The following is a 26,105-nucleotide window of genomic DNA, read 5'->3' on the forward strand; positions in this document are numbered from 1 at the left end:
CGCCGGCGCGACGGCGGCGGCGGGGGCGGCGGACGGCCGCGCGGTCGGTGCCCCGCCGGAGAGGGCCGGCAGCGCGGCGGCCGTGTCGGCCGGGGTTCCGGCGGCCGGCGAGGCCGGCACGGCCTGGGCGTCCGCGGCCGGGATCGCTCCCGACCCGCCCGGCGCCGCGGACGGCGCGACGGCGGCGACGGCGGCGACGGCGGGGCCGCCGACCTCGGCCACGGGAGCGACGACGTCCACGACCGGAGCCACGGCGTGCACGACGGGAGCGACGACGTCCACGACGGGAGCCACCGCGTCCACGACCGGAGCGACGGCCTGCACGACGGGAGCGGCGGCGGCTGCCACGGGAGCGAGCACGCGGTGGGTGGCCGCCACGACCGGCTCGGCGACGGCGACTCCGGGGGCGACCGCCGCGACCACGGGCGCCGCCGGGGCGGTGGCGGACGCGACGACGGCGCCCACGGGTTCGGCCACCGAGCGCACCGGCTCGGTCAGCGACCGGACCGGCTCGGTCAGCGGACGGATCGGCTCCGCCACCCCGGTCACGAGTGCTCCGACGGCGTCCGGGAGCACAGGAGGCGGTGGTGCCTCGTCGGCGGCGGCCCCCGTGGTGCCGGCCAGCCACAGCCCGAGGGCCAGGCCGGTGAGCAGCGCGGCCCGCACGAGGAGGCGGCGCAGCCGGGAGCCGGCGCGCGGCAGGGGAGGCGCGGAGTCGGACACCGTCTCCCCCTACTCTTCGCAACCGGACAGTGACGCTGAGCCTAGGCAGACGTGCGGCGTCGTGCAGGCCGGATCGGGTCCCCCGACCGGGCGCACTCTCGGCGGCGCGGTGACGCGGAGTGACCGCCAGAGCCGCCGCTGCCCGCCCCCGGGGGCCCGGCCCTGGCAGACTGCGGCCGTGCGGGCGGAGGACTGGAACGCGCGGTACGCCGAGCAGCAGCAGTGGTCGGCCGGGCCGAACGCGCTGGTCGCTGAGCTGCTCGAGGGCCTGCCACCCGGCCGGGCGGTGGACCTCGCGGCGGGGGAGGGGCGGCACGCGCTGTGGCTGGCCGACCGCGGCTGGCAGGTCACCGCCGTCGACTTCTCCGCGACCGGCCTGGCCCGAGGGCAGGAGCGGCCGGGAGCCGAGCGGGTGACCTGGGTGACCGCCGACGTCCTGGACTGGAGCGCCCCCGCGAGCTCGCTGGACCTGGTGCTGGTCGCCTACCTGCACCTGCCGGAGCCGGACACGACGGCGCTCTTCCGCCGGGCCGTGACCTGGCTGCGGCCCGGCGGCCGGCTGCTCGTCCTCGGCCACGACGTGGACAACGTCACCGCCGGCGTCGGCGGCCCGCAGGACCCCACGATCCTGCACAGCGTGACCCGGCTGGCCCCGGTGGCCGCCCTGCTCGACGTCGACCGGCTCGAGCAGGTGCGCCGCGAGACCCCGGCCGGCACCGCGCTGGACACGCTGCTGTGGGGACGGCGCAGCGACCGGACCGTCGTTCCACGGCGGTAGCCTGCCCCGCGTGATGGGGATGGGTGGAGCCGGTGGCCGCGACGCACAGCGGCGCCGGCGGATGGTCGCCTCGGTGCTCGTCGTCGCGCTCCTGGTCGCGGCGGCGGCGACCGTGCTGTCCCTCGCGCTCGGCTGACGGGAGGCGCGGTGGTCGACGACATCGAGGCCTGGTTCGCCGCGGCCGGCCCGCGCGAGGACGAGCTGCGCCGGGTGGACGCACTGGTCATGGCCGCCGCACCGGGCATCGACCGCCAACTGGTGCCGGCCGGGTCCCAGTCGATGCTGGGCTACGGCCTGATGCCGTACCGGCCGAAGTCGGCCAAGGAGACGACGATGTGGCCGCTGGTCGCGTTGGCGGCGCAGAAGCGGCACCTGTCGCTCTACGTCTGCGCGGTCGTCGACGGCCAGTACCTGCCGGAGGCGCGGGCGGAGCAGCTGGGCCGGGTCTCCTGCGGCCGGAGCTGCGTCCGCTTTCCCGCCCTGGACCGGGTGGACCAGGCCGCCCTGACGGCGCTCGTGCGCGACGCCGTCGCCCTCACGGACGCCGGGCGGAACGCCTACTACGCGACCTGATCAGGCCAGGTGGGCGAGGAGCCAGTCCCGGGCCAGGCAGGCGGCCTCGTCCAGGGTGCCCGGCTCCTCGAACAGGTGGGTGGCCCCGGGGACGACGACCAGCCGGCTCTCGCAGCGCAGCCGGGCCTGGGCCAGCCGGTTGAGCTCGAGCACCTGCCCGTCCCGGCCGCCGACCACGAGCAGGGTCGGCGCGCGGACCCCGGCCAGCCGCGGCCCCGCCAGGTCGGGCCGCCCGCCGCGCGAGACCACCGCCCGCACGCCGTCGTCCTCCGCGGCGGCCCACAGCGCCGCGGCCGCGCCGGTGCTGGCGCCGAACCACCCGAGGGGCAGGGCGGCGAGGTCGCTGCCCGACCGGACGTCCGCGGTGACCGCCGCCAGCCGTGCGGCGAGCAGGGCGACGTCGAACACGCGATCCCGGTCGGCCGCCTCGTCCGGCGTCAGCAGGTCCACCAGCAGCGTGGCCAGCCCCGCCTCCTGCAGCCGCCGGGCCACCCGCCGGTTGCGGGGGCTGGACCGGCCGCTGCCGCTGCCGTGCGCGAAGACGACCAGCCCGGTGGCGCCGGCCGGGACGGTCAGCCGGCCGGGCAGCGGAACGCCCGCGGCGTCGGGAGTGACGTCCTCGTCCCGGGGGACGGGACCGCGCAGCAGCTCCACCACCTCGTCGTCGGTCGTGGGGGCGAAGTCGTCGTAGGCCTGGCCGACGGCGGCGAAGCGGTGCGGGGCCTCCAGGCAGACCAGCTCGTCGACCTCGGTCCCGATGTCCCGCAGCGACTGGGGGGAGCCGACCGGCGTGGCCAGCACGACCCGGGCCGCGCCGTGCGCCCGCGCCACGGCGCAGGCCACCCGCGCGGTCGCCCCGGTGGCGATGCCGTCGTCGACGACCACGGCCGTCCGGCCGGCCAGCGGCACCCGGGGCCGGTCCCCGCGGAACCGGCGGGCCCGCCGCAGGAGCTCCTCCTCCTCGCGCCGCCGGACGTCGGCCAGCGTCTGCTCGGCCACCCGGCCCATCTGCAGCACGTCCTCGTTGAGGACGACGACGCCGTCCTCGCCGACCGCGCCCATCGCCAGCTCCGGCCGCTGCGGCAGGCCCAGCTTGCGCACCAGGATCACGTCCAGCGGCGCTCCCAGCGCCCGCGCCACCTCGGCGGCGACCGGCACCCCGCCGCGGGGCAGGCCGAGGACGACGACGCCCGGCGCGGCCATGCCGGCCAGGTGGCGGCCCAGTCGCTGCCCGGCGTCCCGGCGGTCGGTGAACGGCACCGCTCCCTCCTCGGCTCCGGGGACCATGCTCCGCGCGTCGGCCGGCGGTGACCAGGGGCCCGTGACCTAGGTCCCTGGTGCCGGGGCGACCGGAACGCAACGGTGGGTGACGTCCGACGCCGAACGGCGCCCGACCCGGACCCCTGGAGGGCCTCCGCATGACGCTGACCGACGACCCCGTCGTCGACCAGGCCGTCGCCCGGCTCGCTGACGAGTTCCAGGCCCGGCTGCGCCCGCAGGTGATCGGCACCGTGGTCCGCAGCTGCCGGCGTGACCTCAGCGGGGTGCCGGCGACGGCGCTGCCCGAACTGGTCGAGCGCCTGGCCCGCACCCGGCTGCAGACGGCGCACTGACCCCGAGCGCCGGGGGCTTGACCTCGAGCGCGCTCGAACTCCTTGGATCGGCGCCGTGCACGCCATCCGACTCTCCGCCTTCGGCCCGCCCGACTCGCTCGTCCTCGACGAGCTGCCCGACCTGAGCCCCGGCGCGGGGCAGGTCCGCATCGCGGTGGAGGCCAGCGGCGTCCACCTCCTCGACACCACCCTGCGCCGCGGCGAACCGGGCCCCGTGCCGCTCCCCGAGCTGCCGACCGTCCCTGGCCGGGAGGTCGCCGGCACCGTCGACGCGGTCGGGGAGGGCGCGGCCGCCGACTGGCTCGGCGCGCGCGTCGTGGCCCACCTCGGCACGGCGCCGGGTGGGTACGCCGAGCAGGCGGTCGCCCCCGGCGGTGCGCTGTTCCGCGTGCCCGACGGGGTGGGGGCGGACGCCGCCGTCGCCGCCGTGGGCACCGGCCGCACCGCCCAGGGCGTCCTGGAGCTGGAGCCGCCCACCGCGGACGACGTCGTCCTCGTGCCCGCCGCCGCGGGCGGCCTGGGCTGGCTGCTCGTCCAGGGCGCCCAGGCGGCCGGGGCCACGGTCGTCGCCGCCGCCCGCGGGGAGGGCAAGCTCGCCCGGCTGGCGGGCCTGGGTGCCGACCTGGTCGTCGACTACGGCCGGCCGGGCTGGGACGCCGCGGTCCGGGAGGCCTTCGGCGGGGTCACCCTCGTCTACGACGGCGTGGGCGGCCAGGTCGGCCGGGCCGCGCTGGAGCTGCTGCGACCGGGTGGCCGGCAGGTGCTGTTCGGCTGGTCGGCCGGCGCCCCGACCGCCTTCGACACCGGCGACGTCGTGGCCCGCGCCATCACCGTGGGCTGGAGCCTCGGCCCGCGGATGGCGGCGCTGCCCGGCGGCATCCCCGGCCTCGCCGGGCGGGCGCTGGCGCGGGTCGCCGCCGGGGCCTGGACGCCGCTGATCACCGCCTACCCGCTGGCCGAGGCGGCCCGCGCGCACGCCGACCTCGAGCAGCGGCGCACGATGGGCAAGGTCGTGCTGCAGCCGGGGGCGTGACCGGCTTGCCCGATCCCGGACGATGTCCGGGTGGGCTACGTGGACCTGTCCGGCATCCGACACACCCTCCCGGACGGGCGGGTGCTGCTCGACGACGTCTCCTTCCGCGTCGGCGAGGGTGCCCGCGCCGCACTGGTCGGGGAGAACGGCGCCGGCAAGACCACGCTGCTGCGGATCGTCGCCGGTGACCTCGCGCCCGAGGCCGGGGCGGTGGCCCGGGTCGGCGGGCTCGGGGTGATGCGCCAGTTCATCGGGTCGGTCCGCGACGACACGAACGTCCAGCGCTTCCTCCTCGACCTCGCCCCGACCGCCGTCCGCGAGGCATGGGACGCCGTGGAGGCCGCCGAGCTCGCGCTCATGGAGACCGACGACGAGCCCGGCCAGATGACCTATGCGCACGCGCTCGCCCACTGGGGCGACGTCGGCGGCTACGAGGCGGAGGTCACCTGGGACACGGTGACCGTCGCTGCCCTCGGCGTCCCGTACGACGGCTGCAAGTACCGCGACCTGTCCACGCTCTCCGGCGGCGAGCAGAAGCGGTTGGCCCTGGAGGCGCTGCTGCGTGGCCCGGACCAGGTGCTGCTGCTGGACGAGCCGGACAACTACCTCGACGTCCCGGGGAAGCGCTGGCTCGAGGAGCGGCTGTTGGAGACCCGCAAGACGGTGCTGTTCGTCAGCCACGACCGGGAGCTGCTGTCTCGGGTGGCCGACCGCGTCGTCACCGTCGAGGGCGGCACGGCGTGGGTGCACGGCGGCGGTTTCGTCAGCTACTCCGAGGCCCGGTCCGCGCGGCACGAGCGGATGGCCGAGCTGCGCCGGCGGTGGGAGGAGGAGCACCAGCGGCTGGTCGACCTCGTGCGCACCCTGCAGCAACAGGCCGCCAACTCACCCGACATGGCCTCGCGCTACTCGGCGATGCAGACCCGGCTGGCCAAGTTCGAGGCGGCGGGTCCGCCGCCGGACCGGCCGCCGGAGCAGAAGCTGGCCATGCGGCTGCGGGGCGGGCGCACCGGGGTGCGGGCGGTGATGGCCGAGCAGCTGGAGCTGTCCGGGCTGATGCGGCCGTTCGACCTGGAGGTCTGGTACGGCGACCGGGTCGCCGTCCTGGGCGCGAACGGCGCCGGGAAGTCGCACTTCCTGCGGCTGCTGGCCGGCCAGGACGTCGCGCACACCGGCGGCTGGCGGCTCGGCGCCCGCGTCGTGCCGGGGTTCTTCGCCCAGACCCACGCCCACCCGGAGTGGCAGGAGCGCACGCCGGTCGACCTGCTGTGGCACGGCGAGCCCGGGCGACCGGGCGTCGACCGCGGCCGGGCGATGGCCGCGCTGCGCCGCTACGGGCTGGCCGAGTCCGGCGACCAGCTGTTCCGCACGCTCTCGGGCGGCCAGCAGGCGCGGTTCCAGGTGCTCCTGCTCGAGCTGTCCGGGGCGACGCTGCTGCTGCTCGACGAGCCGACCGACAACCTCGACGTGCTGTCGGCCGAGGCCCTCGAGGAGGCGCTGGCCGCCTTCGACGGGACGGTCCTCGCGGTCACCCACGACCGCTGGTTCGCCCGCTCCTTCGACCGGTTCGTCGTCTTCGGCGCCGACGGGCGGGTGTACGAGTCGGCCGAGCCGGTGTTCGACGAGGCGCGGGTCCAGCGCGCCCGCTGAAGAAGGCGTCAGCGCCGACCGTGTGCGCCGCTGCGCGGATCCCCGCCCCCGTTCCTGCCGATCACCGCACGGGGTTCCCCGTGGCCCCGTCAGAGCACCTTGACGCGTCAGGGCAGCCTGACGCATGCTGGGTCATGGCCGTCATCGAGGAGCTGGAGCGCCGGTACACCCTGCCGGCCGCCGTCGTCCGGTTCGAGGAGCTGCGCACGCGGGACTCACTCGGCGAGCCCCCGCTGGACCGAGCCGAGGCCCTGGAGCTGCTCGCGCTGGGCGAGGTCATCGCGCGCAAGAGCGGCTACGGGCGGCAGCTCACCGTGCGGACGGCGCGGACGACGGGCGCCTCCTGGGCCGAGATCGGGCAGGCGCTGGGCACCACCCGCCAGTCGGCGTGGGAGGCGCACCGCCGCTGGATCGACGGCCAGGTCGCCCAGCACGGCGCCGTCGGGCAGATCGGCTTCGACGAGCAGGACGCGGCCGCCGCCCGTGCGCTGGCCGGCGACGACCCCGCCGATCAGCCGAACGCCTTCCCCTCGCCGCGGTAGGTGGGGACGGCGCCGCTCAGCGCGTCCCCGGCCAGGGCGTGCAGGACGTCGACGTGCTCGCACAGCTCACCGGCCTTCGCGTGCCGGAACCAGACGCGGTCACCGACGGCCAGCCCGGCGGCACCCGGCCCGCGCAGCGGGGTCTGCACCTCGCCACCCCCCTCCGCACCCAGCAGCCGCAGCCCGGCCGGGAACACCGGGCGGGCCAGCCGGTCCGCGCCGGGCGGGCCCGAGGCGCTCCACCCGCCGCCGGCGACGACGACCGTGCCCGGTGCCGGTGCCCGCGTCACCGGCAGCGCGAAGAGGGCGGCCGGGACCGCGGTGAACGCCCGGTACCCGTCGAACAGGGTGGGGGCGTAGAGGCCCGAGCCGGCGGCCAGTTCGGTCACCGACGGGTCCGCCGCGGTGCGCTCGAGGCTGCCCGTGCCCCCGCCGTTGACGAACTCCAGCGGCGCCACGGCGGCGACCGCGGCCACGACGGCGGCCCGCCGGCCGGCGAGCTCGCGGACCGACAGCGCCTGCATCGCGCGCACCGCGAGTCCCCGCAGCGGCCGCCCCGGCGGTGCGTCCTGGAGCCCGGCCACCTGCGCCTCGTAGGCCATGACGCCGGCCAGCGTGAAACCGGGACGGGCGACCACCGTGCGCGCCAGGGCCGCCGCCTGCTCCGGGTCGTGCACGGGGGAGCGGCGCACGCCCACGTGCACCCGGCCGCCGGCGGCCCGCAGGGAGGCGTCGACGTCCAGGCAGACCCGCACCGGCGGGCGCCGCCCCGGCGGGGCCACCGCGTCGACGGCGTCCAGGTGCGCGGCCGAGTCGACGACGAGCGTCACCCGGGCAGCGGCTCCCTCGTCGGCCAGCAGCGCCCGCAGCGCCGTCCGGTCGACCGTCGGGTAGCCGACGACGGCGTCGGTCGTGACCGGGTCGTCCCCGCCGGTGAGCCAGAGGGCCTCGGCCAGCGAGTAGGCGAGCACGCCGGCGAAGCCGGGCCGGGCCAGCACCCGGCGCAGCACCGCGCGGCAGCGCACCGACTTGCTGGCCACCCGGATCGGCCGCCCCGCGGCCCGAGCGACCAGGGCGGCGGCGTTCGCGTCGAGGGCGTCCAGGTCGACGACGGCCAGGGGCGGGTCGAGAGCAGCGGTCGCCGCGTCCAGCCGCGCACGGGCCGCGGCGGCCGACGGGACGGTGCGCACCCGCGCGAGCGTCGCCGTCCGACCGCGGACGGTCAACCCCCTGGCTGGGCCGTTGACCTGCCCAGTCGTGCGATGCAGAGTGCCGGGGACCGACCACGAGGAGGCCCGGGTGACGGGGAGAGCGGTGCCCGGTGCCGCCACGCGATGGCGCAACTGGTCCGGCAACCAGCGAGCCGAGGTGCTGGTCGTCCACCCCACCTCCGCCGACGAGGTGGCCGACGTCGTCGCCACGGCCGCCCGGGATGGACGGCGGGTGCGGCCGATCGGCAGCAGCCACTCCTTCTCGGCCATCGGCCGGCCGGAGGAGCTGCAGGTGGTCCTCGACGAGCTGTGCGGCGTCGCGGTCGGCGAGGACGGCCGGGTCACCGTCGGCGCCGGGACGCCGCTGTACCGGCTGAACGCCGAGCTGGCGCGCACCGGCTGGGCCCTGACCAACCTCGGCGACATCGACCGGCAGACCGTCGCCGGCGCGCTGGCCACCGGCACGCACGGCACGGGCGCGCGCTTCGGCGGGCTGGCCACCCAGGTCCGCGGCCTGCAGCTGGTCACCCCGGCCGGCGAGGTTCTGTCGTGCGACCGCACCACCCACCCCGAGGTCTTCCGCGCCGGCCGGGTGGGCCTGGGCGCCCTCGGGGTGGTCACCGCCGTGACGCTGCAGGCCGAGCCGGCGTTCGCCCTGCACGCGGTCGAGGGGCCGGGCCGGTTGTCGGCCGCGCTGCGCGGCTTCGAGGACCTCATGACCTGCACCGACCACGTCGAGTTCTACTGGTTCCCGCACACCGACGCGACCCTGGTCAAGTGCAACACCCGGGTCCCCCTGGCCCAGGGCCTGGACCCCCTGCCGCGCTGGCGGGAGGTGTGGGACGACGAGATCCTGGCCAACGCGGCCTTCGCCGGGGTGGTCGCGGCCGGCCGGCGGGTGCCCGCGCTCGTGCCGTCCCTGGCCCGGGTCTCGGCCCGCGCCCTCGGGCCGCGCAGCTGGACCGACCACTCGCACCGCGTCTTCGTCAGCCGCCGCCGGGTGCGCTTCCTGGAGATGGAGTACGCCGTTCCCCGCCACGCCGCCCCCGGCGTGCTGGCCGAGCTCCGCCGGGTGCACGAGGCCGGGGACTGGCGCACCGCCTTCCCCGTCGAGGTCCGGCTGGCCGCCGCCGACGACATCCCGCTGTCGACGGCGTCCGGCCGCGACACCGCCTACATCGCCGCGCACGTGCCCGCCGGCACCGACCCCGGCCCCTGGTTCACCGCGCTGGAGGCCATCGCCGGCGCGGTCGGCGGGCGGCCGCACTGGGGCAAGCTGCACGGGCTGGACGCCGCGACGCTGCGGGAGCGCTATCCGCGGTTCGACGAGTTCCTCGCCGTCCGCGACCGGCTGGACCCCACCGGCGTGCTGGCCAACGCCCACCTCGACCGCGTGCTCGGGCCGGCGCCGGGGCGCTGACTCAGGGCGTCGGCGTGCCGCCGATGGCGTCGAGCTCGGCCAGTTCCCGCGGGCCCAGCACCAGCGCCGCCGCCGTCAGGTTCTCCTCCAGGTGGCCCACCGAGGACGTGCCCGGGATGAGCAGCAGGTTGGGGCTGCGGGCCAGCAGCCAGGCGAGGGCCACCTGCATGGGGGAGGCCTCGAGCCGGCGGGCCACGGTCTCCAGCGCGGCCGACTGCAGCGGGCTGAAGCCGCCCAGCGGGAAGTAGGGCACGTAGGGGATCCCCTCGCGGGCGAGCGCGTCGATCATCGCGTCGTCCTGCCGGTGCACCAGGTTGTAGTGGTTCTGCACGCAGACGACCGGCGCGATGGCCTGGGCCTCGGCCAGCTGCTGGGTCGTCACGTGGCTGACCCCGAGGTGCCGGATCAGCCCCTCCTGCTGCATGGCGGCCAGCTCGCCGAAGGGCTCGGCCAGCGACCGCTCGACCGTTCCGTGCACCCCGGGCATCCGCAGGTTCACCACGTCGAGGGCCTCGACACCGAGGTTGCGGCAGTTGTCCTCGACGGCCGAGCGCAGCTCCGCGGGGGAGAGGGCCTCGGGCCACCCGCCGTCCGGCGTCCGGCGGGCCCCGACCTTGGTCACGAGGACCAGGTCCTCGGGGTAGGGGTGCAGCGCCTCGCGGATGATCTCGTTGGTCACGTGCGGGCCGTAGTAGTCACTGGTGTCGACGTGGTCGACACCCAGCTCCACCGCCCGGCGGAGGACGGCGACGGCCGCGGCGCGGTCGGCCGGTGGCCCCATCACGTGCGGCCCGGCCAGCTGCATCGCGCCGTAGCCGAGGCGGTGCACCGACCGGCCGCCGAGGGGGAACTGCCCGGACCGCTCCGCGGTGAACGTCGTCATGGACGTCCCCCTACCCCGCCGGCGAGCGGGTCAGGCGGTGCTGCCGACCACCTCGGGCGCGGGCACCGCAGCGACGGCGGCCGGGTCGTTCCCCCGCCGGCTGACCGCCTGGGTCAGGACGGCGACGCCCGCGCCGACCAGGGCGAGGACGGCGCCCACCCACACCGGTGCGGTGTAGCCGAAGCCCGCCGAGAGGACGAGGGCGCCGAGTGCCGCGCCCACGGCGTTGGCGATGTTGAAGGCCCCCTGGTTGGCCGCGGAGACGAGGCTGCCGCCTCGCACCTGTGCCGCCTCGATCACGCCGTTCTGCACGACCGGGCCCAGCGCGAACGACACCGTCCCGAACAGGACCAGGAGCAGCACCGCGGCCACCGGGGTGCGGGCGACGAAGGCGAAGGCGGCCAGGACGACGCTGGTCGCCACCAGCCCGACGGCGACGAAGGAGAAGCCGTACCGATCGCCGAAGCGGCCGCCGAGCAGCGTGCCCACGGTGGTGCCGACGCCGAACAGGGCCAGCACCGGGGTCACCCACGCCTCGGGGATGCCGCCGAGCTCGGTGAGGATCGGGCTGACGTAGCTGTAGACGGCGAACAGTGCCGCGAAGCCGACCATGGTCAGGCCCAGCACCATCCAGACCTGGCCGCGGCGGAAGGCGCGCAGCTCCGCGCGCAGGTCGCCGGGCTCGCCGACGTCCGCGGGCATCCAGGCCAGCAGGCAGGCGATGGTGACCAGGCCGATGACCGCGATCCCGCCCAGGACCAGCCGCCAGCTGGTCTGCTGGGCCACGAAGGTGCCCAGCGGGACGCCGATCACGTTGGCCAGCGTCAGGCCGGTGAGCATCAGCGAGATCGCCTGGGTGGCGCGGTCGGGGGAGACCAGCCGGCGGGCGGCGACGGCGCCCACCCCGAAGAAGGCGCCGTGGGACAGCGCGGTGAGGACGCGGGCGGCGGTCAGCGTCTCGTAGGTGGGGGCGAAGGCCGACAGCGCGTTGCCGACGACGAACACCACCATCAGCCCGACGAGCGTCTGGCGGGAGGAGAAGCGCACGCCGAACGCGGTGAGCGTGGGGGCGCCGACGACGACACCGATGGCGTAGGCCGAGATCAGCATCCCGACCGCGGAGACCGACACCCCGAGGCCGTCGGCGATCTGGGGCAGCATCCCCATGACGACGAACTCGGTGGTGCCGATGCCGAAGGCACCGATGGCGAGGGCGAGCAGACCGCGGGGCACGAGCAGGACTCCTGGGAGAGGCGGCGAGGACGGGATGGCGCGGACTGCGTCGTCCTGCCGGGGTCGAGACGACCCTCCCTCAGGGCAAGGCGGTGCCCCGCAGGGGCATGCCCGGAACGCCGGGTGGGCCTGCTCACACGCCGGAGCGGGCCGCCCCGCGGGGCATCCCGCGGGGCGGCCGGGGGGTCAGGGCTTGAGCAGCACCTTGACCGCGCCGTCCTTCTTCTCCCGGAAGTCGGCGTACGCCTGGGGGGCCTGCTCGAGCGGCACGTGGTGGGTGGCGAAGTCGTCGACGCCCAGCGGGTCGCCCTCGCTGAGGATCGGCAGGATGTCGGGCACCCACCGCCACACGTTGGCCTGGCCCATCCGCAGCTGGATCTGCTTGTCGAACATCCGCATGAGCGGCAGCGGGTCGGTCGCGCCGCCGTAGACGCCGGACAGCGAGAGGGTCCCGCCCCGGCGGACCGCGTCGATGGCCGTGTTGAGCGCGGCCAGCCGGTCGACGCCGGCGACCTGCATGACCCGCTCCATGACCGCGTCCGGGACGATCGCCGTCGCCTTCTGCGCGAAGCTGGCCAGCGGGGATCCGTGCGCCTCCATGCCGACGGCGTCGATCACCGCATCGGCGCCGCGGCCGGCCGTCGCCTCCTGGATCGCGCTGACGACCTCGTTCCTCCTCGTCGTGCGGATGACCTGGGTGCCGCGCGCGGCGGCCCGCTCGATCCGCTCGGGGACGATGTCGGACGCGAACACCTTCTCGATGCCGAGGTGGTGGGCGATGCGGGTGCACATGTCACCGATCGGCCCCAGGCCGAGGACCAGCAGCGTGCCGCCCGGCGGCACGGCCGCGTACTGCACCGCCTGCCAGGCGGTGGGCAGGACGTCGGAGAGGTAGACCCACCGGTCGTCGGGCAGGCCGTCGGGCACCTTGATCGGCAGCGTGTTGCCGAACGGCACGCGCAGGTACTCGGCCTGGCCGCCCGGCACCTGCCCGTACAGCTTCGTGTAGCCGAACAGCGAGGCCCCGAAGCCCTTGTCGCGGTTCTGTGTCGTCTCGCACTGCGACTGCAGGCCCTGCGAGCACATCCAGCAGGTGCCGCAGGAGATGTTGAAGGGGACGACGACCCGGTCGCCGGGCTTGACGGCGGTCACCTCGGCGCCCACCTCGCGGACGACACCCATGGGCTCGTGGCCCATCACGTCGCCCACCGTCATGAACGGCGCCATGACCTCGATGAGGTGGAGGTCCGAGCCGCAGATGCCGCTGGACGTGACCTCGATGACGACGTCGGTGGGCTCCTGGATCGCCGGGTCGGGGACGGTGTCCACCCGGACGTCTGCTCGGCCGTGCCAGGTCACTGCGCGCATGGGGGTGTGCTCCTCAGGTCGTCGTCGGGGGCTCCGACCAGGGCCTCCTGCCCGCTCGTGACGTGCATCGCCCCTGTTTCGGGCCGGCCCCGGCGCGCCCCTCACGGAGGGTGACTTCGGTTCGACAGCGAGTCGAACGACATAGCTGCCGTTCTGTGACGTGGCACACGAAACCGCAGGTCAAGGCCCTGGTCCTCACATCACGAAACGGTCACGACGTGTTTACATGGGCCCCGCTCGCTCCCCCGGGCACCGCACGACATCCCCGTCCCCTCCGGAAGCCAGGTGCATGTCTCAGCTCCATCCCGACCGTCTCCTCCACGACGCGTCGACCCCGACCATCCCGACGCCGCGCTCGGGGGACGCGCAGCAGTCGGGGACCACTCTCTCCGCGACCGTCGGACCGGCGCCGTGCTTGGCCGAGGTCGCCGACCTGGCCGACCTCACCGGGCAGGCCGAGGCGGCCGCCCGCGCCGGCATCGGAGAGCTCACCGAGGACGGTGCGGCCACCGTCGCCGCACCCGCGCTCCTGGTCACCCGGTTCGGGCGGCGCCGCCGCCCGGCGCCGCCGGCCGCCGCCCGCCGCCCGGCCCTGTACCTGGCGGCCGCGCTGGTCGGCGCCGCCGGCCTGGGTCTGGTCACCGTCGGCGACCACGTCGCGCAGGCCGACGCCCCGGTCAGCGAGTCCGTGAGCGTCGCCGAGGAGCTCGGGATCGACACCGCCGGCTCCGGCAGCGAGGACGTTCCCGCGGCGATCGAGGCCGAGGCGGCGGCCGGCCTGGGAGAGGTGGCCGCCAGCCGCACCGCCCGCGAGGACGAGGAGGCCGCGGCCGCGCAGGCGCAGGCCGAGGCCGACCGGCTCGCCGCCGAGGCGGCTGCGAAGGCCGCCCGCCCGCAGGCCGTGCTGCCCGTTGCCGGCGCCCGGCTGACCAGCCAGTTCGGTGCCCGGTGGGGCCGGATGCACGCCGGCATCGACCTGGCCGCCCCCATGCGGACGCCCGAGTACGCCGCGATGGACGGCGTGGTGCTCGAGGCCGGCCCGGCCAGCGGCTACGGCAACGTGGTCTACCTGCAGCACGGGAACGGCGACGTCACCGTCTACGGGCACATGGAGGAGATCCTCGTGACGCCCGGGCAGGCGGTGCGGGCCGGCGACACCATCGCGCTGCTCGGCAACCGCGGGCAGTCCACCGGGCCGCACCTGCACTTCGAGGTGCAGATCGGTGGCCTCGACGGCGAGAAGGTCGACCCGCTCCCGTGGCTCCGGGAGCGCGGCGTCCAGATCTGAGAGAGGACCCCCTTGCCCCCCACCGCTCGCGCGCTCGCGGCGGGGCCCTGCACGGGGGCCGCTCCAGCTCGTCACCGGGCTCGTCCGGGCGGGGGGTGCCGGGCGGTGCGGCACACTGCCGGTGTGCGGGGCGAGGCGGAGGACCGGGCCTGATGGGCCACGACCACGGGCACGGCTCCGGCCCCGCCACCGCGTCGGCGGCGCACCGCCGCCGGCTGGCCGTCGTGCTGGGCCTGACCGTCGCCGTCATGGTCGCCGAGGTGGCCGGCGCGGTGGTGTCGGGCTCGCTGGCGTTGCTCGCCGACGCCGGTCACATGGCCACCGACGCCCTCGGCATCGGTCTCGCGCTGGGCGCCGTCACGCTGGCCCAGCGCCCGCCCCGGGGCCGGCGGACCTTCGGCTGGCAGCGGCTGGAGATCCTGGCGGCGGTGGCCAACGGCCTGCTGCTGCTGGCCGTGGCCGGGTACGTGCTCGTGGAGGCGGTGCGCCGGCTCGGGGAGCCGCCCGAGATCGAGTCCGGTGTGATGCTGGCGATCGCCGCGGCCGGCCTGCTGGTCAACCTCGCCGGGCTGGCGCTGCTGCACCGCGGCCGCGGCGAGTCGCTGAACGTGCGCGGCGCCTACCTCGAGGTCCTGGCCGACGCGCTGGGCTCGGTGGCGGTCATCGCCGCGGCCGTCGTCATTGCCACCACCGGCTGGACGGCGGCCGACACGGTCGCCTCCGTCGCGATCAGCGCGCTGGTGCTGCCGCGGGCGTGGTCACTGCTGCGTGAGGCCGTCGACGTGCTGCTCGAGGCGGCGCCCCGCGGTGTCGACCTCGACGAGGTCCGGGCCCACATCCTCGCCGTGGACGGCGTCGTGGGGGTGCACGACCTGCACGCCTGGACGATCACCTCGGGCCTGCCGGTGCTCTCGGCGCACGTCGTGGTGACCGACGAGGCGCTGCAGGGTGGGCACAGCGGCCGCGTCCTGGACGCCCTCTGCGCCTGCCTGGGCGGCCACTTCGACGTCGAGCACTGCACCTTCCAGCTGGAGGGTGCGGCGCACGCCGGCCACGAGGCGCCCGTCCACGACTGAAGAAAGACCCCTGCCCGCCACTCGCGAGCTCGCGGCGGGACCCTGCAGGGGGCCATCCGGTCGGGTTCCGGGGTGGGACAGTGGGACAGCAGTCGGAGACAGCGGGAGGCGGCGCGGTGGAGCACGGTCAGCACTCGGGCATGTGGGTGCCCGCGGAGCCACCGACCTGGGGGCGGATGTTCCTGCCGCACCTGGACGGCTGGTCGGTGCTGGCGGTCCTCAGCCTGCTGGGCATCGCCGGGTACCTGGCGGCGATGGTCGTCCTGCGCCGCTCCGGCGTCGCCTGGCCGTGGTGGCGGACGGCGGCCTGGGTCACCGGCTGCCTCGCGCTGTTCGCGGTGACGGGCACCTGGCTCAACGGCTACAGCATGGTGCTGTTCAGCGTGCACATGGCCCAGCACATGGTGCTGTCGATGGTGGCGCCGCTGCTCCTGCTGGTCGGCTCCCCGGTGACCCTCGCGCTGCGCACGCTGCCCCGGGGCAGGGGCCTGCCCGGCGTCCCCCGCGCGCTGCTGCTGGACGCGCTGCACAGCCGGGTGGCCCGGTTCCTGTCGCACCCGGCGTTCGCCCTGCCGCTGTTCCTGGCCAGCCTCTACGGGGTCTACTTCACGCCGATCTTCGACGTCCTCATGGGCGACCCGTTCGGCCACCAGTTCATGCTGGCCCACTTCGTCGTCACCGGGCTGCTGTTCTTCGGGCCGATCCTCGCCCAGGACCCGTGGCCCCGGACGACCGGCCACGCCGGCCGGATGCTCGAGCTGCTCATCCCCGTGCCGCTGCACGCGTTCTTCGGCGTCGCCGTGATGATGGCCGGCTCGCTGGTGGTGCAGACCTTCGCGAACCCGCCGGCCGGCTGGGGGGTCGACGTCCTGGCCGACCAGAACACCGCCGGCAGCATCGCGTGGTCCTTCGGTGAGCTGCCGACGCTGTTCGTGCTGGCGGTCGTGCTCTTCTCCTGGATGGGCTCCGAGGAGCGCACGGCCAAGCGGCTGGACCGCGTCGCCCTCCGCACCGAGGACGCCGAGCTGGCCGCCTACAACGCCCGCCTCCGCGCGATGGCCGCCCGCAGCGACGGGGCCTGAACCGGCTGCGCCCCCTCCCCGGAGGCGGGAGGGGGCGCAGCGGGCGGGGGCTCAGCCGGCGTGGACGGCGGCTCCCTCGGCGGGGAGGTCCTCCTTGGTGGCCTTGATGAGCACCGCGGAGACCAGCGCGCCGAGCAGGAGCAGCGCGGCCGCCCAGGTGAACGCCGTCGTGTAGCCCTCGACCTGCGCCTGGAGCCCGACGGCGGGGTCCTGCGGGTTGCCGCCGGTGGCCGCGACGTCGGTCATGTAGTCGGTGATCGCGCCCACCGACAGGGTGGCCAGCAGCGCGGTGCCGATCGACGCGCCGACCTGCTGCGTGGCGTTGAGGACGGCGCTCGCGGCCCCGGCGTCGTGGGGGCCGGCCCCGACGAGGGCCAGGTTCGAGAGCGGCACGAAGGTGAAGCCCAGGCCCAGGCCCAGCAGCAGCTGGCCGGGGAAGGCCAGCGACCAGAACCCGCTGTCGACCTGCAGGAAGGACAGGACGAACAGGCCGGCGGCGGCCAGCACGCCACCGAGCACCATGAGCGGCTTCGGGCCCACCCTGACCACCAGCGCGCTCGCCGCGCCCGCGGAGACCAGCACGCCCAGGGTCACCGGCAGTGAGGCGACGCCGGCGTGGACCGGCTTGTACTGCAGGACCTGCTGGAAGTAGAGGCTCAGGAAGAAGAAGGCCCCGAGCAGCCCGGCCCCGACCAGCGTCGCGGTCAGGTAGGCCCCGCCCCGGTTCCGGTCGAGGACGATGCGCATCGGCAGCAGCGGGTTGCGGGTCCGCAGCTCCAGGACGACGAACGCCGCGACCAGGACCACACCGATGCCGATGAACGCCAGGGCCGCCGGGTCGGTCCAGCCGCTCTCCGTGCTCCCGGCGGCCGCGTTCTCCTGCGACTGCTCCGCGACCTGGGTGAAGCCGTAGACGAACGAGGCGATGCCCGCCGTGACGAGGACGGCGCCCGGGATGTCGTAGCTGGTGTCACCCGGGGCGCGGCTCTCGGGGACGATCGGGATGGCCGCCACCACGGCGATGATCGCCACCGGCAGGTTCACCCAGAAGCACCAGCGCCAGTCGGCGTACTCGGTGAGCACCCCACCCAGCAGCAGGCCGACGGCCGAGCCGCCGCCGGCGATGGCGCCGTAGACCGCGAAGGCCTTCGCCCGCTCCTTGGCGTCGGTGAACAGCACGGTGAGCAGCGCCAGCGAGGCGGGGGCGAGCAGCGCGCCGAAGGCACCCTGCAGGGCCCGGGCGGCGAACAGCATGGCCTCGTTCTGGGCCACCCCGCCGAGCGCCGAGGCGACGGCGAAGCCGCCCGCGCCGACCAGATAGGTGCGCTTGCGGCCCCAGAAGTCGGCGATCCGGCCGCCCAGCAGCAGGAGGCCGCCGAAGGTCAGGGTGTAGGCGGTGACGATCCACTGCTGGCTCGCCGCGCTGATGCCCAGATCGGCGGTGACCGCCGGCAGGGCGATGTTGACGATGGTGGCGTCGAGGATGACCAGCAGGACGGTCAGGGCGATGACCCCCAGGGCCAGCCACCGCCTCGGGTACGGATCCTCGCCGACGTGTCCGGCGCCGGCGGCGCGGGTGGGCGTGGGGTCTGTCATGGGAGGTCCTCGAGGTCGTCCTGGGAAGAGCCCGGTCGTCGGGCGTTCGGCAACGTAACCCCCTGCGACCATGTGCACGTGCCGGTTTCCCTCGTGTTCACCGCGGACACGCACGTGCCCAAGCGTGCACGTGAGCTACCTCATTCCCTGTGGGCCGCGATCGACGCCGCGGACGTCGTGGTGCACGCCGGCGACTGGGTCGACGTGGCGCTGCTGGACCGGCTGGAGGAGCGCTCGCGGCGGCTGGTGGCGGTCTACGGCAACAACGACCACGGGCCGCTGCGCCGGCGCCTGCCGGAGGTGGCCCGCGCCGAGTTCGAGGGGCTGCGGGTCGCCGTCGTCCACGAGACCGGGGACCGCACCGGCCGCGAGGCCCGCGCGGCCGCCCGGTTCCCCGACACCGACCTGCTGGTGTTCGGGCACAGCCACATCCCCTGGGACACCACCGCCCCCACGGGCCTGCGGCTGATCAACCCCGGCTCGCCGACCGACCGGCGCCGCCAGCCGCACGGCACCTTCGTCACCGCGGTCGCGGCCGGCGGCGCCCTGCACGACGTGGTCTTCCACCCGGTCCCGAGGTGAGCCCCCGGCGGCCGTGGCCGGCGCGGGCCGTCGAGCTGCTGGCCTGCCCGGTGTGCGGCGCGGGGCTCGCCGCGCTGCCCGGCGACACCGGCCTGCGGTGCGCCGCCGGCCACTCCTTCGACCGCGCGCGGCAGGGCCACGTCACCCTGCTGCCGCCCGGGCACGTGCCGCCGTCCGGCGACTCGGCGCCGATGGTCGCCGACCGGGCGGCCTTCCTCGCGGCGGGCCACTACGACGGCGTCACGGCCGCCCTGGCCGACGCCGTGATCGCGGCCGACGGTCCGCCGCCGGGCAGCCTGCTGGACCTCGGCGGGGGCACCGGCCACCACCTGGCCGGCGTCCTCGACCGGCTGCCGGACGCCGTGGGCGTCGTCCTGGACTCCTCCCGGTACGCCGCCCGGCGGGCGGCCGCCGCCTCGCCGCGCGCGCTCGCCGTCGTGGCCGACACCTGGGCCGCGGTCCCCGTGCGCGACGCCGCCGTCGACCGCGTCCTCGTCGTCTTCGCGCCGCGCAACGGTCCCGAGACCGCCCGCGTGCTGCGGCCGGAGGGGCGCCTGGTGGTCGTCACCCCCGCCGCCGACCACCTCGCCGAGCTGGTGGCGCCGCTCGGGCTGCTCACCGTGGACCCGGACAAGGCCCGGCGGCTGTCGGCCAGCCTCGAGCCGCACCTGGTCCCCGTGGCCGCCTCCGGTCACCGCGAGCGGCTGCTGCTCGACCGCCCGGCGGTCACCACGCTCGTCGGCATGGGGCCGCACGCCCGGCACCTCGCGCCGGACGCGCTGGCGGCGGCGGTCGCCCGGTTGCCGGAGCGCTCGCCGGTCACCGTGTCGGTCGACGTCACCACCTGGCGACCGGCCGGCTGAGGGGCTCGGGCCGAGGTGCAGGTCACGGTGGGGTCACGACCCCGCCCGCCTGCAGGCGGCGGACCGGCGCGCCAGCCCCGGTCGGCGAGAGGTGTCGCAGAGGCACCGCTTATGCTGCGCCGGTGACGATCGCACCGGCGCCGATCGTGAGCCGGCCGAGCCCGGCTCGCGACGTCCACAAGGGCACGCGGCTCTCGAACCTGCTGCGGACCACCGACCACAAGACCATCGGCCTGATGTACCTGGCCACCTCGTTCGCGATGTTCGTCGCGGGTGGCCTCATGGCCATGCTCATGCGTGCCGAGCTGGGCCGCCCGGGCCTGCAGTTCCTGTCGCCGGAGCAGTACAACCAGCTGGTCACCATGCACGGCACGGTGATGCTGCTGATGTTCGCGACGCCGCTGTTCTTCGCGTTCGGCAACCTGATCATGCCGCTGCAGATCGGTGCCCCGGACGTCGCCTTCCCCCGGCTGAACGCCTTCTCCTACTGGCTGTTCCTGTTCGGCAGCCTGACCGCCCTCTCCGGGTTCCTCACCCCCGGCGGTGCGGCGGACTTCGGCTGGTACGCCTACGCGCCGCTCTCGGACGTCACGCACTCTCCCGGCGCGGGCGCGTCCCTCTGGTTCGCCGGCCTGGCCGTCAGCGGTCTGGGCACCATCCTCGGCGCGGTCAACTTCATCACCACGATCGTCTGCCTGCGGGCGCCCGGCATGACCCTGTTCCGGATGCCGATCTTCACCTGGAACTCCCTGGTCACCAGCCTGCTGGTGCTCTTCGCCTTCCCGATCCTCACCGCGGCGATCTTCGGCATGCTGGCCGACCGGCAGCTCGGTGCGCTCGTGTACTCGGAGGAGAACGGGGGGTCGATGCTGTGGCAGCACCTGTTCTGGTTCTTCGGGCACCCCGAGGTCTACATCATCGCGCTGCCGTTCTTCGGCATCGTCACCGAGATCATCCCGGTGTTCAGCCGCAAGCCGCTGTTCGGCTACAAGGGCATGGTCTTCGCGACCCTGGCCATCGCGGCGCTCTCCCTCGCGGTGTGGGCGCACCACATGTACGCCACCGGCGCGGTGCTGCTGCCGTTCTTCGCGTTCCTGACCTACCTCATCGCCGTGCCCACCGGGATCAAGTTCTTCAACTGGATCGGCACCATGTGGCGGGGCCAGCTGACCTTCGAGACGCCGATGCTGTTCTCCATCGGCTTCCTGGTGACCTTCCTCCTCGGTGGCCTGACCGGCGTCCTGCTGGCCAGCCCGCCGCTGGACTGGCACCTGAACGACAGCTACTTCGTCGTCGCCCACTTCCACTACGTGGTCTTCGGCACCGTCGTCTTCGCCGCCTACGCCGGCGTCTACTTCTGGTTCCCGAAGATGGCCGGCCGGATGATGGACGAGCGGCTGGGCAAGCTGCACTTCTGGCTCACGTTCATCGGCTTCCACGGCACGTTCCTCGTCCAGCACTGGCTGGGCAACGAGGGCATGCCGCGCCGCTACGTGAACTACCTGCCCACCGACGGCTTCACCACGCTGAACACCGTCTCGACGATCTTCTCGTTCGTCCTGGGCGCCTCCGCGATCCCGTTCTTCTACAACGTGGCCAAGTCGTGGAAGTACGGCCGGCTGGCGCTCCGGGACGACCCCTGGGGCCACGGCAACTCGCTGGAGTGGGCGACGTCGTCCCCGCCGCCGCGGCACAACTTCCTCGAGATCCCGAAGATCCGCTCCGAGCGGCCGGCGTTCGAGGCGCACTACCCGCACCTGCTCGAGCGCCTGGAGCGGGAGGCGCACGCCGGCAAGCGGCACGAGCCGTACGCCAGCGAGCTGGGTGGTACGGCGGGGCCGCGGCAGGGGAGCCGGGACCCCGACCCCACCTGAGAGAGGACCCCGTCCTCCCCACCCTTCGCAGGCTCAGGGCGGGGCCCGGGACGGGGCCAGAAGCCGAGGCGGGACCCCCCCTCCCCACCCCTCGTTCCTCGGGGCGGTGCCCTGGAGGGGGCCAGAAGCCGAGGCGGGACCCCGTCCTCCCCACGTCTCGTTCCTCGGGGCGGGACCCTGGAGGGTGGCCGTTCCAGTACCTCACGCGCGACGCCCCGTCGGCTCCGGCCGGCGGGGCGTCGCCGCGTCCCGGGGCGGCCCCCGGACGGTCGACGGCGGTGGGGCACGATGGCTGCCGTGCCGCTGGACCCCGCCCCCCGGACGCCGTCGACCGCACCCCCGCTGGGCCCACCGCGGGCGCTGCTCACCGTCACCGGGGGCGACCGGCCCGGGGTGACCGCCTGCCTGTTCGGCGCGCTGGCCGAGGCCGGCGACGAGCAGCGGGCGATCGAGGTGGTCGACGTCGAGCAGGTCGTCGTCCACGGGCAGCTGGTGCTCGGGGTGGAGGTCACCGCCGTCGCCCTCGACGGCGGGGCGCCGGTCGACGAACCGGCCTTCCTCGCCCGGCTGGCGCGACTGGCCTCCGAGGTCGGGGACGCCACGGGCATGCAGGTGCAGGTCGTCTCGGTGGACGCGCCGGAGCAGCCCTCCGGCCGGGCGCACCACGTGATCGTGCTCGGCCGTCCCGTCCCGCCCGAGGCGGTGGCCGGCGCCGCGTCGGCCATCGCTGGCATCGGCGGCAACATCGACGCGATCCGCCGGCTGTCGGACTACCCCGTCGTCAGCTTCGAGCTCACCGTCTCCGGCGGGGAGTCCACCGCCCTGCGCACCGCGCTGGCGGAGGTGGCCGCGAGCACGGGCGCCGACATCGCCGTCGAGCCGGTCGGGCTGGCCCGGCGCAGCAAGCGGCTGATCGTGCTCGACGTCGACTCCACGCTGGTCCGCGGGGAGGTGATCGACGAGCTCGCGGCACAGGCCGGGCGGGCCGACGAGGTCTCCCGGATCACCGCGGCCGCCATGAACGGCGAGCTGGACTTCGCCCAGTCGCTGCGGGCGCGGGTGGCCGTGCTCGCCGGGCTGCCGGTGGAGGTGCTCGACGAGGTACGCGAGCGGCTCGTGCTCACCCCGGGGGCGCGCACGCTGATCCGCACGCTGCAGCGCCTCGGGTTCCGCTGCGGCATCGTCAGCGGCGGCTTCACCCAGATCACCGACCGGCTGGCCGAGGAACTGGGGCTGGACTTCGCCGCCGCCAACACCCTCGAGATCGCCGACGGGCGGCTGACCGGCGGGCTGGTGGGGGAGATCGTCGACCGCGCCGGCAAGGCCCGGGCCCTGGCGCGGTTCGCCGCCGAGCACGGGATCCCGCTGGACCAGACCGTCGCCGTCGGGGACGGCGCCAACGACCTGGACATGCTCAACGCCGCCGGGCTCGGCATCGCATTCAACGCCAAGCCCTACGTCCGCGAGCAGGCGCACACGGCGCTCAACCAGCCCCACCTCGACGCGGTCCTGCAGGTCCTCGGCTTCACCCGCGACGAGGTCCGCGACGCCGTCCCCTGAGGTGTTGGAAGCTCTACCGGCGCCTGGCGTCGGCACGACGGGGGTGTGGCTTCCTATGCCTCGCCTGCCGAGTGGACCGCTCCCTCGAGCTCGACGCCGGCGGTGCGCAGCTGGTCGAGGGCGGCCTCGGTGGTCGACGGGCTGACGCCGGCGGTGAGGGGCAGCAGCACGCGGGTGGCGAAGCCCTCCCGGACGGCGTCCAGCGCGGTGGCCCGGACGCAGTGGTCGGTGGCGATCCCCACCACGTCGACGGCGTCCACGCCGTGACCGCGCAGCCACGCGGCGAGCGGGACCCCGTCGGACCGGCCCTCGAAGCCGGAGTAGGCGGCGGCGTACTCGCCCTTGTCGAAGACGGCCTCGATCGGCTGACGCTCCAGCCGGGGGTGCAGCTCCTCGCCGCCGGTGCCGACGACGCAGTGCCGCGGCCAGGTCCCGACGTAGTCCGGCTGCTCGGCGAAGTGCCCGCCCGGGTCGACGTGGTGGTCCCGGGTCGCGACCACGTGCGCGTAGTCGCCGGCGCGGGCCCGCACGTGCGCGCTGATCGCCGCCGCGACCGCCTCGCCCCCGGCGACGGCCAGGCTGCCGCCCTCGCAGAAGTCGTTCTGCACGTCCACCACCAGCAGCGCGCGCGTCATCCCGGCACCCCCTCCGTCAGCCGTGCACCGTGTCGATCGCGCAGTCGCCGCGGGACAGCGCCCACGCCTCCTGCGGCATAGCCGACCGCGCCTGCTCGTGGTGAGCGCGTGCCGCGGCCAGCGCCTCGCGCGGCGAGCGTTCCTGGCACGCCCGCCCGCCGCGGACGAGTTCGACGATCAGGTCCCGGTCGCCGTCCTCCGGGGTGATGGGGCCGCTGCAGACGACCTCGGCGGTCGCGGTCCCGGAGGCGTCGTGCCGGCGGACGGCGGACTTCCGCCCGCCCACGGAGTTCTTGCCCTCGGACCGCTTCGCCACCGGGACGCCGTCCCGCTCGACCAGCTTGTAGACCATCCCCGCCGTCGGCGCGCCGGAGCCGGTGACCAGCGACGTGCCCACGCCGTAGCCGTCGACCGGCGCCGCCATGAGCCCGGAGATGGCGAACTCGTCGAGGTCGCTGGTCACGATGATCCGCGTGCCGGTCGCGCCGAGGGAGTCGAGCAGCTCCCGGGCGTGGGTGGCCAGGGTGGGGAGGTCGCCGGAGTCCAGGCGGATCGCGCCGAGGCCGGGCCCGGCCACCTCGATCGCCGTCCGGATGCCCTGGTCGACGTCGTAGGTGTCCACGAGCAGCGTCGTCCCGACGCCGAGCGCCGCCACCTGGGCGCGGAAGGCCGCGGCCTCGTCGTCGTGCAGGAGGGTGAACGCGTGCGCGCTGGTCCCGGTGGTGGGGACGCCGTAGCGGTGGCCGGCCTCGAGGTTGGACGTCGACGCGAAGCCGACCAGGTGCGCGGCGCGGGCGGCGGCGACGGCGGCCTCCTCGTGCGTGCGGCGCGACCCCATCTCGATGCAGGGCCGCTCGCAGGCCGCGGCCACCATGCGGGCCGCCGCGGAGGCGATCGCGCTGTCGTGGTTGAGGATGGACAGGATCAGCGTCTCCAGCAGCACGCCTTCGGCAAAGGGCGCGCGCACGGTGAGCACCGGGGAGCCGGGGAAGAAGAAGTCGCCCTCGGCGTAGCCGTCGACGTCCCCGGTGAAGCGGAACCCGGCCAGCCAGTCGAGCAGCCGGGCGTCGGTCAGGCCCTGCGCGCGGACGGCCGCCAGGTCCTCGTCGCCGAAGCGGAACCGGGCCAGGGCCTCGAGCAGTCGTCCGGTGCCGGCGACCACGCCGTAGCGCCGGCCGTGGGGGAGGCGGCGGGCGAACGTCTCGAACACGCAGTCGCGGTCGGCGGTGCCGTCGGCGAGGGCGGCGGCGACCATGGTCAACTCGTACCGGTCGGTGAGCAGGACGGGACCCGTCGGCATGGCAACGGAGCCTAGGCGGGTCGGCGTGCGCCGACCCGGCGGGTGAGGTCGGGCACGGTGGGGCGCCCGCCGCGCGGCGGCGTCCTAAGGTGGGGACGTGGCCGGACCGCTCGCGCCGACGCAGGCACCGGAGACCACGGTCGAGGAGCACGGCGACCTCGACCGCCCGTGGGTCACCATCGTCTGGAACGACCCCGTCAACCTCATGACCTACGTCACCTACGTCCTGCAGGAGCTGTTCGGCTACGACGAGCCGACGGCGACGACGCTGATGCTGCAGGTGCACCACGAGGGCCGGGCGATCGTCAGCTCCGGCCCCCGGGAGCGGATGGAACACGACACGAGCCGGCTACACGCCTACGGGCTGTGGGCCAGCTTCCAGCGCGACTCATGAGGCCGTTCAAACGCCGGGGGGACGACGTCGTCGCGCGGCTGGAGCCGGCCGAGGCGCGCATCGTCGGCCTGCTGCTCGACCAGCTGGAGCAGCTGCTCGACGCCGACGCCGACGACGTGCGCGGCGACCCGGTCGTGGAGCGGCTGCTGCCCCCCGGCCACCGTGAGGACCCCGAGGCGGCAGCCGACTTCCGGGAGATGACCGAGTCGGCGCTGCGGTCGGACAAGGGCGACGACCTGGCCACGGTGCGCGCCACCCTGCCGGCCGAGGGTGGGACGGTCCGGCTGGACCCCGACCAGGCCGGGGCCTGGCTGCGCACCAGCAACGACCTGCGGCTGGCCCTGGGTACCCGGCTGGGCGTCAGCGAGGACACCGAGCCCCCCGAGGACCTCGGGTCCGAGGAGGGCCAGCAGCTGGCCGTGTACTACTGGCTCACCGGGCTGCAGGGGTCGCTCGTCGACGCGCTCGTGGCCGGTCGCGCCGGCCGAAGGTGAGCAGGACGAGCGCCACCAGCAGGGCGTCGAGCACGAAGAGCACGTAGACCATGCCGTGCAGCTCGATGTCGCGGATCACCGCGCCGATCGTGGAGACGAGCACGACCGCCGAGAGGGCGGCCACCAGCAGCAGCACCAGCACGCGGACGGTGAGCAGCAGGACCAGCGAGACGCGGTCGGCGCCGGCGTCGCTGCTGTAGTGACCGCTGCGCTGCCGGAGGCCGCCGATCCCGAGGGCGAGGGCCGGCGGTGCGATCAGCACGACGCCGGCGGCGATGAGCAGCGAGATGACCACGAGATCGAACCGTAACGGGTGGTGAAGGGCGGGTGTCCT

26 protein-coding genes and 1 pseudogene are annotated in these 26,105 nt (G+C 75.4%); 17 read left to right on the forward strand and 10 right to left on the reverse strand.

Translation table 11 applies throughout. The features are described from left to right. Positions 1-723, reverse strand: a pseudogene (locus tag PGN05_RS15335) (hypothetical protein); the annotation flags it as partial. A gap of 178 nt (positions 724-901) precedes the next feature. Between PGN05_RS15335 and PGN05_RS15340 the strand changes: the two are divergent. From PGN05_RS15340 to PGN05_RS15350, 3 genes are read left to right on the forward strand one after another with little or no spacing between them, the layout of a single operon-like run. Next, positions 902-1,501: a class I SAM-dependent methyltransferase gene (locus PGN05_RS15340; protein WP_419753424.1), complete on the forward strand. Its 600-nt coding sequence runs from the start codon at positions 902-904 to the stop codon at positions 1,499-1,501. Positions 1,502-1,514: 13 nt separating this feature from the next. Further along, on the forward strand, positions 1,515-1,637 hold the full coding sequence (locus tag PGN05_RS15345; protein WP_419753425.1) for a hypothetical protein: 123 nt from the start codon (positions 1,515-1,517) through the stop codon (positions 1,635-1,637). Positions 1,638-1,648: 11 nt separating this feature from the next. Then, the gene (locus PGN05_RS15350; RefSeq protein ID WP_419753426.1) at positions 1,649-2,074 is read left to right on the forward strand and encodes a DUF1801 domain-containing protein; all 426 of its coding nucleotides are present in this window, start codon (positions 1,649-1,651) and stop codon (positions 2,072-2,074) included. On the opposite strand, the gene PGN05_RS15355 is transcribed toward PGN05_RS15350, so the two are convergent. Further along, the gene (locus PGN05_RS15355) at positions 2,075-3,334 is read right to left on the reverse strand and encodes a phosphoribosyltransferase family protein (protein ID WP_419753427.1); all 1,260 of its coding nucleotides are present in this window, start codon (positions 3,332-3,334) and stop codon (positions 2,075-2,077) included. A gap of 158 nt (positions 3,335-3,492) precedes the next feature. On the opposite strand from PGN05_RS15355, the gene PGN05_RS15360 reads away from it, so the two are divergent. From PGN05_RS15360 to PGN05_RS15375, 4 genes are all read left to right on the forward strand, one after another. Further along, positions 3,493-3,687 carry a three-helix bundle dimerization domain-containing protein gene (locus PGN05_RS15360; RefSeq protein ID WP_419753428.1) on the forward strand — a complete coding sequence of 65 codons (195 nt, stop codon included), beginning with the start codon at positions 3,493-3,495 and terminating at the stop codon, positions 3,685-3,687. A 55-nt stretch (positions 3,688-3,742) separates the two neighbouring features. After that, positions 3,743-4,720 (forward strand): zinc-binding dehydrogenase, encoded by a 978-nt coding sequence (locus PGN05_RS15365; protein WP_419753429.1) that lies wholly within the window; start codon positions 3,743-3,745, stop codon positions 4,718-4,720. Between the two features lie 30 nt (positions 4,721-4,750). Beyond that, positions 4,751-6,370, forward strand: coding sequence for an ABC-F family ATP-binding cassette domain-containing protein (locus PGN05_RS15370; RefSeq protein ID WP_419753430.1), 1,620 nt, complete (start codon positions 4,751-4,753; stop codon positions 6,368-6,370). Between the two features lie 134 nt (positions 6,371-6,504). Next, entirely contained in the window at positions 6,505-6,912 is a 408-nt protein-coding gene (locus tag PGN05_RS15375) for a hypothetical protein (protein ID WP_419753431.1), read from the forward strand. Here PGN05_RS15375 and PGN05_RS15380 read toward each other — a convergent pair. Then, on the reverse strand, positions 6,882-8,102 hold the full coding sequence (locus tag PGN05_RS15380) for an alanine racemase (RefSeq protein WP_419753432.1): 1,221 nt from the start codon (positions 8,100-8,102) through the stop codon (positions 6,882-6,884). The genes PGN05_RS15375 and PGN05_RS15380 overlap by 31 nt on opposite strands. Positions 8,103-8,211: 109 nt before the next feature. On the opposite strand from PGN05_RS15380, the gene PGN05_RS15385 reads away from it, so the two are divergent. After that, positions 8,212-9,543, forward strand: coding sequence for a D-arabinono-1,4-lactone oxidase (locus tag PGN05_RS15385; RefSeq protein ID WP_419753433.1), 1,332 nt, complete (start codon positions 8,212-8,214; stop codon positions 9,541-9,543). A gap of 1 nt (position 9,544) precedes the next feature. Here the strand turns inward: PGN05_RS15385 and PGN05_RS15390 are convergent, their stop codons facing one another. The 3 genes from PGN05_RS15390 to PGN05_RS15400 form a co-directional block, all read right to left on the reverse strand. Beyond that, on the reverse strand, positions 9,545-10,426 hold the full coding sequence (locus tag PGN05_RS15390) for an oxidoreductase (protein WP_419753434.1): 882 nt from the start codon (positions 10,424-10,426) through the stop codon (positions 9,545-9,547). A gap of 30 nt (positions 10,427-10,456) precedes the next feature. Continuing rightward, positions 10,457-11,659 carry an MFS transporter gene (locus tag PGN05_RS15395; protein ID WP_419753435.1) on the reverse strand — a complete coding sequence of 401 codons (1,203 nt, stop codon included), beginning with the start codon at positions 11,657-11,659 and terminating at the stop codon, positions 10,457-10,459. Positions 11,660-11,845: 186 nt separating this feature from the next. Continuing rightward, on the reverse strand, positions 11,846-13,027 hold the full coding sequence (locus PGN05_RS15400) for an alcohol dehydrogenase catalytic domain-containing protein (RefSeq protein ID WP_419753436.1): 1,182 nt from the start codon (positions 13,025-13,027) through the stop codon (positions 11,846-11,848). A gap of 415 nt (positions 13,028-13,442) precedes the next feature. Between PGN05_RS15400 and PGN05_RS15405 the strand changes: the two genes are divergently transcribed. The 3 genes from PGN05_RS15405 (at position 13,443) to PGN05_RS15415 (ending at position 16,473) form a co-directional block, all read left to right on the forward strand. Then, positions 13,443-14,315, forward strand: a complete 873-nt coding sequence (locus tag PGN05_RS15405; protein ID WP_419753437.1) for a M23 family metallopeptidase — start codon at positions 13,443-13,445, stop codon at positions 14,313-14,315. Positions 14,316-14,467: 152 nt separating this feature from the next. After that, positions 14,468-15,391: a cation diffusion facilitator family transporter gene (locus PGN05_RS15410; protein ID WP_419753438.1), complete on the forward strand. Its 924-nt coding sequence runs from the start codon at positions 14,468-14,470 to the stop codon at positions 15,389-15,391. A gap of 116 nt (positions 15,392-15,507) precedes the next feature. After that, a complete protein-coding gene (locus tag PGN05_RS15415) occupies positions 15,508-16,473 on the forward strand; it encodes a cytochrome c oxidase assembly protein (RefSeq protein ID WP_419753439.1) in 966 nt (321 codons plus the stop codon). Positions 16,474-16,524: 51 nt separating this feature from the next. Here the strand turns inward: PGN05_RS15415 and PGN05_RS15420 are convergent, their stop codons facing one another. After that, positions 16,525-18,069 (reverse strand): MFS transporter, encoded by a 1,545-nt coding sequence (locus PGN05_RS15420; RefSeq protein WP_419753440.1) that lies wholly within the window; start codon positions 18,067-18,069, stop codon positions 16,525-16,527. Positions 18,070-18,147: 78 nt separating this feature from the next. Between PGN05_RS15420 and PGN05_RS15425 the strand changes: the two genes are divergently transcribed. The 4 genes from PGN05_RS15425 to serB all read left to right on the forward strand — a co-directional run bounded on the left by PGN05_RS15425 (position 18,148) and on the right by serB (position 22,948). Beyond that, positions 18,148-18,651, forward strand: coding sequence for a metallophosphoesterase family protein (locus PGN05_RS15425; protein ID WP_419753441.1), 504 nt, complete (start codon positions 18,148-18,150; stop codon positions 18,649-18,651). Continuing rightward, positions 18,648-19,514 (forward strand): putative RNA methyltransferase, encoded by an 867-nt coding sequence (locus PGN05_RS15430; protein ID WP_419753442.1) that lies wholly within the window; start codon positions 18,648-18,650, stop codon positions 19,512-19,514. The genes PGN05_RS15425 and PGN05_RS15430 overlap by 4 nt, the downstream gene beginning before the upstream one ends. Positions 19,515-19,636: 122 nt before the next feature. Next, positions 19,637-21,388, forward strand: a complete 1,752-nt coding sequence (gene ctaD / locus PGN05_RS15435) for a cytochrome c oxidase subunit I (RefSeq protein ID WP_419753443.1) — start codon at positions 19,637-19,639, stop codon at positions 21,386-21,388. 297 nt (positions 21,389-21,685) lie between these two features. After that, positions 21,686-22,948, forward strand: coding sequence for a phosphoserine phosphatase SerB (serB, locus tag PGN05_RS15440; protein WP_419753444.1), 1,263 nt, complete (start codon positions 21,686-21,688; stop codon positions 22,946-22,948). 53 nt (positions 22,949-23,001) lie between these two features. On the opposite strand, the gene PGN05_RS15445 is transcribed toward serB, so the two are convergent. Both PGN05_RS15445 and PGN05_RS15450 read right to left on the reverse strand, forming a co-directional pair. Next, complete coding sequence (locus tag PGN05_RS15445; RefSeq protein ID WP_419753445.1) at positions 23,002-23,583, reverse strand: isochorismatase family protein; 582 nt, start codon at positions 23,581-23,583, stop codon at positions 23,002-23,004. Positions 23,584-23,599: 16 nt separating this feature from the next. Continuing rightward, positions 23,600-24,883: a nicotinate phosphoribosyltransferase gene (locus PGN05_RS15450; protein WP_419753446.1), complete on the reverse strand. Its 1,284-nt coding sequence runs from the start codon at positions 24,881-24,883 to the stop codon at positions 23,600-23,602. A gap of 97 nt (positions 24,884-24,980) precedes the next feature. Here PGN05_RS15450 and clpS point away from each other — a divergent pair, with 97 nt between their 5' ends. Beyond that, a complete protein-coding gene (gene clpS, locus PGN05_RS15455) occupies positions 24,981-25,277 on the forward strand; it encodes an ATP-dependent Clp protease adapter ClpS (RefSeq protein WP_419753447.1) in 297 nt (98 codons plus the stop codon). Then, the gene (locus PGN05_RS15460) at positions 25,274-25,771 is read left to right on the forward strand and encodes a DUF2017 family protein (RefSeq protein WP_419753448.1); all 498 of its coding nucleotides are present in this window, start codon (positions 25,274-25,276) and stop codon (positions 25,769-25,771) included. The genes clpS and PGN05_RS15460 overlap by 4 nt, the downstream gene beginning before the upstream one ends. Here the strand turns inward: PGN05_RS15460 and PGN05_RS15465 are convergent. After that, positions 25,710-26,066: a hypothetical protein gene (locus PGN05_RS15465; RefSeq protein WP_419753449.1), complete on the reverse strand. Its 357-nt coding sequence runs from the start codon at positions 26,064-26,066 to the stop codon at positions 25,710-25,712. The genes PGN05_RS15460 and PGN05_RS15465 overlap by 62 nt on opposite strands. Positions 26,067-26,105: the final 39 nt, after the last annotated feature.

Origin of the sequence: Geodermatophilus sp. CPCC 206100 (assembly GCF_048569675.1) — a bacterium.
Lineage (GTDB): Bacteria > Actinomycetota > Actinomycetes > Mycobacteriales > Geodermatophilaceae > Geodermatophilus.

What these genes read in the sequence shown, in the direction of transcription:
- PGN05_RS15345 (WP_419753425.1), top strand. Translation starts at nt 1,515, where the DNA reads ATGGGGATGGGTGGAGCCGGTGGCCGCGACGCACAGCGGCGCCGGCGG.
- PGN05_RS15390 (WP_419753434.1), bottom strand. Translation starts at nt 10,426, where the DNA reads ATGACGACGTTCACCGCGGAGCGGTCCGGGCAGTTCCCCCTCGGCGGC.
- PGN05_RS15375 (WP_419753431.1), top strand. Translation starts at nt 6,505, where the DNA reads ATGGCCGTCATCGAGGAGCTGGAGCGCCGGTACACCCTGCCGGCCGCC.
- PGN05_RS15445 (WP_419753445.1), bottom strand. Translation starts at nt 23,583, where the DNA reads ATGACGCGCGCGCTGCTGGTGGTGGACGTGCAGAACGACTTCTGCGAG.
- PGN05_RS15420 (WP_419753440.1), bottom strand. Translation starts at nt 18,069, where the DNA reads ATGACAGACCCCACGCCCACCCGCGCCGCCGGCGCCGGACACGTCGGC.
- PGN05_RS15460 (WP_419753448.1), top strand. Translation starts at nt 25,274, where the DNA reads ATGAGGCCGTTCAAACGCCGGGGGGACGACGTCGTCGCGCGGCTGGAG.
- PGN05_RS15400 (WP_419753436.1), bottom strand. Translation starts at nt 13,027, where the DNA reads ATGCGCGCAGTGACCTGGCACGGCCGAGCAGACGTCCGGGTGGACACC.
- PGN05_RS15360 (WP_419753428.1), top strand. Translation starts at nt 3,493, where the DNA reads ATGACGCTGACCGACGACCCCGTCGTCGACCAGGCCGTCGCCCGGCTC.
- PGN05_RS15450 (WP_419753446.1), bottom strand. Translation starts at nt 24,883, where the DNA reads ATGCCGACGGGTCCCGTCCTGCTCACCGACCGGTACGAGTTGACCATG.
- PGN05_RS15410 (WP_419753438.1), top strand. Translation starts at nt 14,468, where the DNA reads ATGGGCCACGACCACGGGCACGGCTCCGGCCCCGCCACCGCGTCGGCG.